The sequence below is a fragment of the Psychrobacter glacincola genome, from assembly GCF_904846215.1.
Classification (GTDB): Bacteria; Pseudomonadota; Gammaproteobacteria; order Pseudomonadales; family Moraxellaceae; genus Psychrobacter; species Psychrobacter glacincola.
Genome location: NZ_CAJGZK010000013.1, coordinates 1 through 12,511 on the forward strand (window position 1 = coordinate 1; position 12,511 = coordinate 12,511).

Below are 12,511 nucleotides of genomic sequence, written 5' to 3' on the forward strand. Positions count from 1 at the left end.
TGACGACAATAGCACGATGGAACCACCTGATCCCTTCTCGAACTCAGAAGTGAAACATCGTCGCGCCAATGGTAGTGTGGTTCGCCCATGTGAGAGTAGGTCATCGTCAGCTCTCTATTCCTGAAAACCCCCTTTGACTTATGTCAAAGGGGGTTTTCTTTCGTGTGCGGTTTTGGATAAGTAATGTAGTAAAACTCAAAATATGCTAAAACAACTTATTATGTTCAAGTACCTCTTCAAAATCAAAGCCCAACTGCTCGCTTTTACGCTGTCTCATTTGCTCAATACGCTGTTTGCGTCCTACTATTAGCCTTAGTACATCACGTCGTTGCTCATTAGTCATGCTGAGCCATAGTTGGCGCTCAGTTCGATTACGCAAGCAACCAAAGCAATAGCCTTTTTTATTGCTCGTGCATACACCAATACATGGATTGGTGATATCGAACAGTTCAAACTGTTGATTCATGGCGGCTCCATCGCGCTTATCGTTATTCCTTTAACTTGCCTAATCTCATTGTAAAATACTATTATGGCGCAAATAATGAATAATCGTGTGCCGTTTTATTGTTACTGTTTTTATTGACTCAATGCTATGCTGAGTTTTTATTATCCATATATAACAATCATAACAAAATTAATAAGTGAGATTATACGTGAACATTATTTATATTCATGGATTGGATAGTGACGCCAACTCGACCAAAGGCATATTATTAGAAAGGTTTTGCCAACAGCATGATGCTGATATTAGTGTATATCGTCCTGACCTTAATAGCACTCCTGAGCAAGTCTTTGAGCAGTTGTTAAAATTGGTAAATAAGCTCAATAGAGAAGATAAAACCGTAATTGTTGGTAGTTCGTTAGGTGGCTATTTTTCAACCTTGATAAGCAATCATACAGGTTGTCCAGCTTTACTATTGAATCCTAGTACTCAGCCACATGTGACATTACAGCGCTTTGCTAATGAGTTGCTGTTAAAGAGTGCTAGTGGTGAAGATGAAAGCGAATATAAAGTGCCAGAGAATCAAATTCTCCATACAACTGCTGGCGGTTGGAATATTACCCCTGCGGATCTACAATGGTTTGCGAACCATCAATTGGTATCCATTGATTATCCGCATCAGATTGCGGTCTTGCTCAAAGAGGGTGACGAGCTGCTAAATTCTGAGCTATCAAAAGATTTTTATCAAGCGCATGGAGTAACAGTGACTGTGCAAACAGGGGGTGATCATAGGTTTACTGATTTTGGTGAGCAGCTACCGATGGTCATTAGTATACTACAGCGTCTGTTATCAATTTAAAGAGACGACACTATCTGACGTGAGCGACCGACAATTAACGTTACCGTCGCTATTTTTGGTTATAATGGTTCAATAGAATTAATCAGACATGAATCGTTAAGGATGCATTTGTGAGTGAATATAATGCGCAATCGTTAGAAGTTTTAGAAGGGCTTGAGCCGGTACGTCGTCGCCCAGGCATGTATACGGATACCACGCGCCCCAATCATTTGGCGCAAGAAGTCATTGATAATTCCGTCGATGAGGCATTGGGCGGTTATGCCAAAATTATTAAGGTTCAGCTGCATAGCGATGGCTCGTTATCGGTTGAGGATGATGGTCGCGGCATGCCGACAGATATTCATCCTGAGTATGGTCAATCGGGTATTGAGCTGATTTTGACCCGTTTGCATGCAGGTGGTAAGTTTTCAACCTCTAATTATGAAGTGTCGGGCGGTTTACATGGCGTTGGCATTTCCGTCGTCAACGCCCTGTCGACACGAGTGGAAGTCACGGTTTGGCGGGATAGTACGCAGTTTGAGATGGCGTTTGAAAATGGTGCACCAGTGACACCTCTGACTGAAACCATTAGTCCCAATAAGCGTAAACGTGGTACCAAAGTACGCTTTTGGGTGGATGGTAGCTTTTTTGATACCCCTAAATTTAACGTAAAGCAGCTTAAACACAATTTAAAAGCCAAAGCGGTGCTAGCAGCTGGACTGACGATTGAATTTGTTGACGATATCAATAATGAAAAAATCGTTTGGCAGTTTACGGATGGGGTCGTTGAGTATTTAAGTGAGCAGCTAGACGGTCTTGAGACGTTGCCGCCTGAGCCTTTTTATTATCATTACGATGCTAAGAGAGGCGAGCGAGCTGGTATTACTTTTGCATTATCTTGGTTGCCTGATGGTGGCACGCCGATTCAAGAAAGCTACGTCAACCTTATCCCGACCGCTCAAGGCGGTACTCACGTTAACGGTTTGCGCACTGGTATTTTAGAAGCATTACGCGAGTTTTGTGATATTCATAACTTATTGCCGCGTAGTGTCAAGCTGACGGCAGAAGATGTGTGGGATGGGGTGAATTATATCTTATCGCTTAAATTTTCTGAGCCGCAGTTTTCAGGCCAAACCAAAGAGCGTTTATCAAGTCGTGAGGCGGCAGCGGCGGTACAAACACTGGCAAAGGATGCCTTTAGTTTGTGGTTAAATAAGCATGCGGATATGGGTACTCAAATTGCCGAGCTGGCAATTAACAAAGCAGGACGCCGTCTCAAATCGGCTAAAAAAGTCGCCCGTAAAAAAATCACCCAAGGCCCAGCCTTACCCGGTAAGCTTGCTGATTGCCGTGGTGATTTACGTGATGGCGCGGAGCTGTTTTTAGTAGAAGGGGACTCTGCGGGTGGTAGTGCGAAGCAAGCACGTGACCGTCATTATCAGGCGATATTGCCGCTGCGTGGTAAGATTTTAAATACATGGGAGGTGTCATCAGATACGGTGCTATCTAGTCAAGAGATTCACGATATTGCGATTGCGATTGGTGTTGATCCGGCGTCTGACGATTTGTCTGAGCTGCGTTATGATAAGGTATGTATCTTAGCGGATGCTGATTCTGATGGACTGCATATTGCGACTTTGATTTGTGCTTTATTCGTTAAGCACTTTCCTGCCTTGGTAGATGCAGGTCATTTATTCGTGGCAATGCCGCCGTTATATCGCGTCGATGTGGCTAAAGATGTGCATTACGCGTTGGATGAAACGGAGCTTCAGCATATTTTAGCCAATGTACCAGGTAATAAAAAAGCCCAAATCACTCGCTTTAAAGGCTTAGGTGAGATGAGTGCAGAGCAACTGCGTGAAACGACCATGAACCGTGATACTCGTCGTCTGGTCCAGTTGGATATGGATGACATGGTATTGACCAACAGTGTGATGGACATGCTTTTGGCTAAAAAGCGTGCTGCTGATCGTAAGATGTGGCTGGAAGATAAAGGCAACTTAGCTGATATATCATAGCTATTTTAAAGGCGATTAGGTTTATTTTAGCATTGCTTATATTTATGATTGAGTAAGCTATAACATAACAAAAGCATCTAAAATCCAGATTAGTGATACAAGCTTGATGGTATTATATGGATATCTTTTACTGTATGGTGCCGTCATGACATCGAAATTTCTTAATCGCTCTAAAACTGTTGTTTCTCAGTCTGTACGCTCTAAAATTTTACCAAAACTTGGCAAAAAAGATTTGGGTGATTTAATTCCCAAGCGTGGCGGTACTATTACGCCAGTGATTGGGGCACGTTTGTTGAAAATATTAGGCTGGCGTACCGTTGGCGATATCCCAAATGTTTCGCAAGCAGTCGTCTTGGCTTTGCCGCATACTTCTTATTTGGATGGCCTCTATGCATTGCCCGGTTTGTTCGCTATTGATTTAAAAGTTAGCATTATGGGTAAGCATACTTTATTTAAAATCCCAGTACTTGCACAGATATTACTATGGTTGGGTATTATTCCCATCAATCGTGGGAATAAGGGTTCAGTGCTACAAGCGAGTATTGATAAGTTTAAAACAGGTGAGCCACTGTTTTTGGGGTTATCGCCAGAAGGCACTCGTGATTATAAAAAAGAGTGGAAAACAGGTTTTTATTATTTAGCCGTGGGTGCGGGTGTGCCTATCTTGCCAGTTGCGCTGGATTACAATACGAAAGAGATACGCTTTATGCCTTTGGTCTATCCTACCGGAGATATCGAAGCCGACTTACCAAAAATATATGCGCAGTATCAAGGTGTGATACCAAGACATCCTGAGCGCTTATCGCAGCCACTACAGGACGTTAATAAAGCAGAAGATTAGTTTTTTAAGTATGGTCAGTAAAAAGTAATATCGACACATTAGGTACTGCTGGTATCAATTTTTCTTGCTTGCTGTGCCCATGCAGACAGAGGCTGCAAAAAATTTGTACCAATAGCGCGTTTAAATTTTCATAACATTTTTATTTTTATCTGACTATATAGTAGCTCATAATATTTATAAAAAAATCCCTGATATTGAGTATCAGGGATTTTTCATTTACGCTTATTACTTTTGAGCTGTTATACATAAGGGTTTTATCAAAATAAAATTGCTTATAATTAAAATGGTTATAAAGGTGGCTGACGGTTAGAAGTGCTTACACCGCCATCAACGGGCAAGTTGGTACCAGTAATCATCGCAGCATCATCGCTCGCTAAGAAAGTAATCACCGCGGCAATATCGCTTGGCATGGCACAGCGTCCTAATGGACTATGATCTGACGATTCATCACTGTTCGCTTGAAGATCTGTTATATCAGTACTCTGAATAGCATTTGATATATCGGTCTGAGTGACACTTGGATTTACTGCATTGACGCGCACGCCATCTGCACTGTGTGCTGAAGCCAATGTACGGGTCAAATCGGTGATACCTAAGGTGGCAGCATCATAAGTTGCTGCACTCTGATCGCTACTACCAGCTGCAAATGAAGGGACGTTAATAATACTACCTTTACTTTGTATTAAGTAAGGCATCGCCGTTTGACAGACATACAAGGTTTCGCTTAAATAATCATCAACGTCTGGATGCTTTTGTTCAGTAGATAACCCATCATTGTCGCCTTGCGTCGTTTGGGCTGCATTATTCACCAATACATCGATTTTTTCGAATTTATCGATGACCCTTTTTACCATCTCTTGTACTTGACTCTGTACACCAATGTCACAAGCAATGGTCAAAAAATTGTCGCTATGAATCCATGTGCGGTCTTGTGGAAACCCTTCAGTGATTTGGGTTAATGTATCAGCAGAGCGTCCGACGAGTATGACGTTGGCACCTTCATTTGCAAAACGAATGGCAGTTGCACGACCGATACGTGAGTCCGCACCTGTTACGACGACTGTTTTTTCTTTAAAGCGTTTCATGATGGGCAGTCCTTGTTATCATCAGAGAGTCATTTTATAAATAAATAGACTAATTATATTGTAAGGTAGCATGCGCATCAATTCATTCCTGAGTACGCGAGTAATACCGCTTTTATATTCATCATAACAAGTCACTGTGCTGAAAGCGACCGTGTATAATTGCTATTATGTAGTTTATTTCTTATCAAATAGTCTTGCAGTAGCAGGTGCATTTATGCGCTGTATATCAATTGCGCCGCTTACAGTAGCCTATTTCTTCAGACAAAAAGGTGGTGACTGTGCCCAGTAATTCAACGACAGTAATGTCTAATGGAAACTATCTTATGAATGAAATGGCTTGTTATTTGCGAGCAGATACCTTAAAGATAATTTTGACGGATATACCAGTGGTTGAGAGCAACCATCAAGCGCAATATTCTCAGTACCAGCTACCACTGGGTCAACTTAACCTAGTAGAGTTGGTGCTATATTTGCCCGATGACATATTATCCGCTGATATTGAGACACTATGTAGAGCAGCTTTCAACGCTGTAAATATATGGCGCAAGATGCATCTATCTAAACCTATAGACAGCCAGTCGCCTAGCATTGACGTGCTGGTTTTGGATATCCAATGTCAAAGTAGGATGAATAATGGACATGATATTGATGATAAGTTATACCAAAATAGTCCTGTTCAGCGGATAGCACATCGTTTTGCGAACAGTGATTTAATAGAGGCTTCGGTCATTGATACGAGTGCCGATACTCAGCCATTGCAAATATTTAGCTGGCATGACTGGCATCTTCATTTAAATAAATTACAGACACCTTGCGAGCTATGGCGATTTTTATACCATCGTTTAGGGCAGTTACATCATAGTACTAAGGATTATATAACAAATTCTGAAAACGATAGTGTTACTGGGTTTCTAAACGATGCCGACTTCTTTGCACCTGCTATCGCCATAGATAATGCGTTGATAAAATATGGCTTACAAAATGAGCCCAACTCGGCATTGATAGCCATGTCGCTGGCGCACAAAACCAATAGCCCAACTAGGTCTATGTATCAACAGCATCTGGCGCAAGCCGCTGTCTTATGGTCACAACTTAGCGTACAGATGTTAGAGGCAGTTTGTAAAAATTCCGGTCTCATTAAACAAAAAACATCGTCAGATAAGTGTACTGAAGCGGACTTTTCTCACTGGCAACGACAAATAGTGGATGAATCTTTGTTTTCACGCCATGAGTTGATTCGTACTTTATATAAGCATCCCAAGCAAGCACAGCAATTACAGCAACAAGGCTATGTCGTCCACCAACATTCTTATGAGTGTTTGGGGCGTCATTATGTATTGATATTTTATGGACAGGATGCAGAAGGACAGCATGGTAAGTCGGCTATACGTCCAAATTTAGCAAATATTGCCTTAGATGTGGCGACACGATTACCAATCGCAGAACTCCACCATGTGATTGTATTGGGTATAGACTTTATAATAGAGGCTGAAGATGCTTTTATGGATATTGATTTATGGATTCAGCCAGTCAATGCCATGACCCAGCGTGAACGACAACTGACTAAAAAGATTCAGCAGCTACAGCAAAATAATCAGAGTAGTCCAGCTAAACCATAAAAAATAGTAAGGAAATTACGGATTCTAATCAGCTATCATAGATTCACTTAAATATCTCGGTTCCATCTCGCGCTAATTATTCTAACTAAAATTGCTTATAAGCAAACACAAAAAAGACAGCCTAAGCTGTCTTTTTTTATAAAATAAAGTGATAAAGATACATTAGTTTAGATTATTAGGACCATTGATATCACTATCGTCAGTTGAAATATGATTGATATCAACCGTAGAAGAATTCACATCACTGGTCGAGCTTAAATTATTGGGCGTAATGGTATTATTATCTACTTGCGTTATACTTTTACCAAACGTATCAGTCTCTGTGCTGCCGATAGGCGAAGTAGAAGTACGTGGCGCAACCGGTGTGGTAGCTGTGCTTGGCGTATTTTCGCGTACTGAAGCAGCAACCTTATCTTGAGTTGATGAGTTTGGCGTCAAAGCAGATTTTGCTTTTGCTTCGTCACGTTCTTTGTCCATTTTGTCCTGCATTTTGCGTAAGAAACGTGCTGCTGCTTCTTGACCACCTAGACCAAACGATAGGGCAAATGCTACGGCAACCGCACCTAAGGTTAGACCAAATGCTAGGTTAACAATAGAGTCTGCAATACCCATCGCTTTTAGACCCATGGCAAGGACTAAGCCCATGATCAAAACGCGCACGATATTTGCTAGGAACTGTGAACCTTGCTCAGAGCGCTCAACAACACCAGCGATGATGTTGGCAAGCCAAAAACCAATAAACAGGATAATCGCGCCCAAGATGATATTGGCACCGAAAGCAATAAACATCGCGATGATGGCTGAGATAGGCTCAAAACCTAATAAGTCAGCGGCGGCGATAGAGGCAAATAGCATGGCAAAAAATACAATCGCATAGCCAACTAAGTCAGAAACCTTTTTATTACCCATAGTCTGTTGTAGACCGACTTTGGCAGGTAACTGATTGATTTGTGTATTCTCAAGCAAGCCTTTGATGATGTTTGCAACCATACGTACAACATAAAAAGTCACAACCAAGATAGCAATCGCCATAAAAATATTTGGCAAGGCTTCCATGATTTTGTTAAGCATGTTGGTGGCAGGGCGTGCAATTACATCAATTTTTAGGGCGTTTAAAGCGGCAATGATTGTTGGAATAATGACCACTAAAAATGCTAAAGAACCTGCAATGTTAGGCAAGCTGTTTTGTTCACTTAAACCCGCTTTGGTCGCAAGCTTTTGTACATCAAAAGTAGAAACAAGATTGGTTACGATGCCGCGTACCACTTTGGCGATGATGTAACCGACTACGAATACCACAGCAGCAATCAGAATATTAGGGATAAAGCTGAAGATTTTATCAACCATATTGGTCAATGGGGCAAACAAACCGTCAAGCTCTAGTTGACCTAAGACCATGGTCAATACTACTAGTAGAATGAACCAATAAACCATGTCAGCAATGGTGCTGCTCATTGGTTTAACGCCAGCTTTTTCACTTAAACGCTCGTCCATTGAGGTTTTTGAGAGCGCAGCATTGATGGCAGTACGTGCAACCGTTGCAATAACCCAACCGATCACACCAACTGCGATTGCAGCAATGAGATTAGGGATAAAGGTCAATACTTGGTTGACCATGTTAGCAAATGGCGCTGAAATAGAGTTTAGGTTTAACTGACTTAACGCGCCGGAAATGGCGATGATGAAGATAAACCAAAAGACAATCTTGGATATAATGCCTTCTAAATCATAGCTTTTACCCGTTGAAGAGTTCATACGTTGATTGAGATTAATTTTAGACAGCACGCCGCGTACTAGAGCAGCAATGCCCAAGGCGACAAGCCAACCAATGATAAAAATAAGAATAGCGCCGATAATGGAGCCGATAGGGCCACCCAGATAACCGTTGAACGATGTAAACATTGGATTCATCCTGTCCTCCTCTAATGATCATGTGTCTGCTATACGATAATAAAATCACTTTGAGTGAAGCGTTTTATTTGAGACAAACACACACCTATTTATTAGTATTTTTGATTAAAGTTATTCGAAAATATGATTTTAGTGCTTTTATAAGAAATGATTACTTAACAATCAGTAGTCATTATTAACAAAACTTACCTTTTGTTATTTCTTTCCTTAACCAAATCAGCTTAACTTATGTAATCATGGATTTAAAGATAGAAAGCTTAACGTCTTACTATAGTTGTGTGATAAGTTGTTATTTTTGTGGTAAATATTAACATAGACTGTACATTTGACCGATAATTTCAAGTGAGTCATAGCAGGCAAAACCAAGATTTGCTATTATAGGAAAATGTGACATCTCGCCACTATTATTACAATTTGAGAGCATTTTATGAAAAAAATCACTACCCTAAGCATCAGCGCCCTTGCTAGTGCTATGTTATTAATGACAAGCTGTAGCGCAAACAACGGTAATAAAGAAACCGTTGCCAAAAGTGTTTCAGTTACGGAACAAAGTCCTGCCAAGGAAAAAGTAGGTTATAGCTTGGGCTATATGATGGCAGAAGGTAATAAAGAAGCGGTTGGGGATCTGAACCTTGATACTTTTGAAAAAGGTTTCCGTGATGGTTATGAAGGTAAAAAAGCGGCATTGACAGAAGAGCAAATGCAAGAAGTGCTAATGACCTATCAAAAAGAACAGGAAGCGAAGTTTGTGAAAGACATGGAATCTAAAGCAGGGGCAAACAAAACCAAAGGCGCCGCATTCTTAGTAGAAAATGGTAAGAAAGCTGGCGTAAAAACCACTGCTTCTGGTCTACAATATAAAGTCGTGACCGCGGGTACTGGTAAATCACCAAAAGCCACGGATGTGGTTGAAGTAAACTACGAAGGCAAATTGATTGACGGTACTGTATTCGACAGCTCATATGAGCGCGGTGAGCCAATTGAATTCCCACTGAATCAAGTTATCGCTGGCTGGACTGAAGGTCTACAGTTGATGAAAGAGGGCGGTAAATACGAGTTCTATATCCCATCAGACCTCGCTTATGGCGAAGCCGGTAACCAAGGTATTGATCCAAATAGCACCTTAATCTTTACGGTTGAGCTGTTAAAAGTAAAATAATTAGCAGTAAGTAATGATTATTTAGCATTGATATAACAGACGTCAAAAAAAAGCCCTCTTACATTAAGAGGGCTTTTTTTGCTAAAGATATTAACCTTTGGCTTTTTAACATTGATAAGGTATGAGCCATCGGAATGGGTTAAAGGTTCTTTTGGAAAACTTTAGAATTACGACCGTTATTATATTTTTCACGTCGCGCTTCAGGTAGGGCGCTTGCCTCAACTTCAGCAAACCCTTGTTCGACGAACCAATGTGCTGTACGAGTGGTCAAGACAAACAACTTGTGTAGACCATGGCTGCGTGCTTGTTGCTCCAAAAATGCCAGTAAATCAGCGCCGCGGCTACCGCTACGATAATCGGGATGTACCGCAACGCAAGCAACCTCGGCTGAATCTGCCTCTAATGGATATAGTGCTGCACAACCTAAAATCATGCCATCGCGCTCAATGACGCTATAATTATCAATCTCTTGCTCCAAGCGTTCTCGTGAGCGGCTGACCAAGATACCTTGCTCTTCTAGCGGTGATAATAGCTCTATCAGTCCTACCACATCGTCAATATCAGCGCGGCGAATCTCTTCATAAGGATCATGGCTAATGAGCGTACCAGAACCATCACGGGTAAATAGCTCTTCAAGTAGCGCACCATCTTTGGCATAAGAGATAATATGCGTGCGATGAACGCCTTGGCGACAAGCATTACTAGCACAGCTTAAGAAGTAATTAATCTCACAATTTAAATCACGGTCACGTAAGAAGCGGTCGACCTCATTTGGAATCATCTCACGTAATAAACGATCATTATGATTGATACCCACTTCTTCGCCTAGGAAAATTAGCTTATCCGCACCAAGTGCTACGGCTGCACTAAGGGCAACATCTTCAGCGAGCAAGTTGAAAACTTCACCAGTTGCCGAATAGCCCATAGAGCCTAAAATCACGATATGGTCATGTAGTAGATTGTTTTTAATCGCTTCAATATCGATAGAGCGTACTTCGCCGGTCATCTGGTAATCGACGCCATCACGGATACCATAAGGACGCGCAGTGACAAAATTGCCCGAAACTGCATCAATACGTGAGCCGTACATAGGTGAGTTCGCAAGCCCCATCGATAGCTGAGCTTCAATCTGCAAACGAATAGCACCAACGGCTTGCAATATAGAAGGCATCGCGATGCGAGGTGTCAAACGAATGTCTTGATGCAGGGGCGATTCAATATCAGCATCTTTGAGGTTTTTTTCGATTTGTGGTCGCGCCCCATGCACCAATACTAGCTTAATACCCAAGCTATGCAATAAAGCAAAGTCATGAATCAGTGTACTGAAATTTGGATGATTGACCGCCTCGCCGCCAAACATAATCACGAACGTTTTGCCGCGATGGGTGTTGATATAGGGGGCAGAATTACGGAACCAATGGACGTATTCAGGGTTAATCTGGGGCATGGCGCTAGTAGTCATAATGGGAGCAATAGTCGTTAGAATAAGAAAAAGGGCGTGACAGAAAATGCCTGTCGCTAAAGGATTGTTAAAGATTTACCATAGCAAAAAACGTCGTTATGAGCTATCTTTTATTTCAGTAGCATCAAAGAGTTTTTATGGCAGATTAACGATATACATAACCTCAACACAGGGTTAATGTGCGTATAAATGCTTTTTGTTATGCTAAGCGCTATTGCTTTACCGGTAGCTTGCGCAGATAATTGATAAAAATAATAACGTTTATGAATTAACATGACTAAGTATGACCATATACGATAATAGATTGCTGACCGTCATATATTTTTAAAAACCATTAAGTTTTATTAGCTTCGTTTTTACCAGCTTTTACCGATACATTAACTAGGGATAATGAATGTCATGAAGAAAAGTAACCATTTTGCGAATCCATTCAGTGCATGGAGTGGACACCGCTTGTTTCATGTTGTCGCCGGTACGCTCGTTGGCGTAATGGCTGTAACGCAAGCATCAGCGATGTTACCCACACCAGAACAAGCCGTTAATGATTCAGTCACTGTTCAGTCAAACTTTAATCAAAACAGCCAGTCAAATGCGCAAGCGGTCAACAGTAGAATCACCGCATCATTAATTAGTGTTGATGCCAATGGTAAAGAAGTGCTGGTTCCTGTCGATGCAAATACGCGTTTGCAGTCAGGTAATGTCTTAGAGTATCAAGGCTATTTTACCAATACCAATACTGACCGTGTTCGTAAAATGACCGTGACGATGAGCATCCCTGAACAAGTAGAATTGTTGCGAGCCGTCTCTCCTGATTTTCCTTACGGAAGTACGGATGGCAATACCTTTGCCCGTATGCCGTTACGCGGAAAGGTTGACAATCAGCTGCAAGAGATTCCTTTAAAGTTTTATAGTGCAGTACGCTGGGATTTGGAAGGCGTTGGTCTTAATGACACAGTCGCAGTAAAATACCGTGCCCGTGTTAAATAAAGCTAATTTTAATACTTTATTAGCCGATAAGTTTTTAGCCGATGAAAAAGCACTGCAATTTATGATTGTGGTGCTTTTTTAGTGGACGTTATTTTGAAAAACCCATAAGTACTCTTGGTTAATACGGTCGGTGTCACAAGACTTTCATA

Annotated in this window: 10 protein-coding genes and 1 rRNA gene; 7 read left to right on the top strand and 4 right to left on the bottom strand. The window is 41.4% G+C overall.

From position 1 onward, the window contains the following. Positions 1 to 112: ribosomal RNA gene (rrf, locus tag JMW90_RS08620) — 5S ribosomal RNA — on the top strand; the annotation flags it as partial. Positions 113 to 205: 93 nt separating this feature from the next. On the opposite strand, the gene JMW90_RS08625 is transcribed toward rrf, so the two are convergent. Next, positions 206 to 466, bottom strand: a complete 261-nt coding sequence (locus JMW90_RS08625; protein WP_201563234.1) for a DUF1289 domain-containing protein — start codon at positions 464 to 466, stop codon at positions 206 to 208. Positions 467 to 653: 187 nt separating this feature from the next. Between JMW90_RS08625 and JMW90_RS08630 the strand changes: the two genes are divergently transcribed. From JMW90_RS08630 to JMW90_RS08640, 3 genes are all read left to right on the top strand, one after another. Then, complete coding sequence (locus JMW90_RS08630; protein WP_201563236.1) at positions 654 to 1,301, top strand: YqiA/YcfP family alpha/beta fold hydrolase; 648 nt, start codon at positions 654 to 656, stop codon at positions 1,299 to 1,301. Between the two features lie 110 nt (positions 1,302 to 1,411). Further along, positions 1,412 to 3,298 carry a DNA topoisomerase IV subunit B gene (gene parE / locus JMW90_RS08635; protein WP_201563238.1) on the top strand — a complete coding sequence of 629 codons (1,887 nt, stop codon included), beginning with the start codon at positions 1,412 to 1,414 and terminating at the stop codon, positions 3,296 to 3,298. Positions 3,299 to 3,443: 145 nt separating this feature from the next. Then, a complete protein-coding gene (locus JMW90_RS08640) occupies positions 3,444 to 4,139 on the top strand; it encodes a lysophospholipid acyltransferase family protein (protein WP_227691911.1) in 696 nt (231 codons plus the stop codon). A 287-nt stretch (positions 4,140 to 4,426) separates the two neighbouring features. Here the strand turns inward: JMW90_RS08640 and JMW90_RS08645 are convergent, their stop codons facing one another. After that, entirely contained in the window at positions 4,427 to 5,224 is a 798-nt protein-coding gene (locus JMW90_RS08645) for an SDR family NAD(P)-dependent oxidoreductase (RefSeq protein WP_201563242.1), read from the bottom strand. 323 nt (positions 5,225 to 5,547) lie between these two features. Between JMW90_RS08645 and JMW90_RS08650 the strand changes: the two genes are divergently transcribed. Continuing rightward, entirely contained in the window at positions 5,548 to 6,843 is a 1,296-nt protein-coding gene (locus JMW90_RS08650; protein ID WP_227691912.1) for a hypothetical protein, read from the top strand. A 162-nt stretch (positions 6,844 to 7,005) separates the two neighbouring features. Here JMW90_RS08650 and JMW90_RS08655 read toward each other — a convergent pair whose 3' ends face one another. Next, entirely contained in the window at positions 7,006 to 8,754 is a 1,749-nt protein-coding gene (locus tag JMW90_RS08655) for a mechanosensitive ion channel (protein WP_201563244.1), read from the bottom strand. Between the two features lie 427 nt (positions 8,755 to 9,181). On the opposite strand from JMW90_RS08655, the gene JMW90_RS08660 reads away from it, so the two are divergent. Then, positions 9,182 to 9,913, top strand: a complete 732-nt coding sequence (locus JMW90_RS08660) for a BamJ family beta-barrel-assembly machinery protein (RefSeq protein ID WP_201563246.1) — start codon at positions 9,182 to 9,184, stop codon at positions 9,911 to 9,913. A gap of 139 nt (positions 9,914 to 10,052) precedes the next feature. Here the strand turns inward: JMW90_RS08660 and argA are convergent, their stop codons facing one another. Further along, positions 10,053 to 11,375 carry an amino-acid N-acetyltransferase gene (gene argA, locus JMW90_RS08665; RefSeq protein WP_201563248.1) on the bottom strand — a complete coding sequence of 441 codons (1,323 nt, stop codon included), beginning with the start codon at positions 11,373 to 11,375 and terminating at the stop codon, positions 10,053 to 10,055. 399 nt (positions 11,376 to 11,774) lie between these two features. On the opposite strand from argA, the gene JMW90_RS08670 reads away from it, so the two are divergent. Beyond that, positions 11,775 to 12,362 carry a hypothetical protein gene (locus tag JMW90_RS08670; protein WP_201563250.1) on the top strand — a complete coding sequence of 196 codons (588 nt, stop codon included), beginning with the start codon at positions 11,775 to 11,777 and terminating at the stop codon, positions 12,360 to 12,362. Positions 12,363 to 12,511 lie beyond the last annotated feature (149 nt).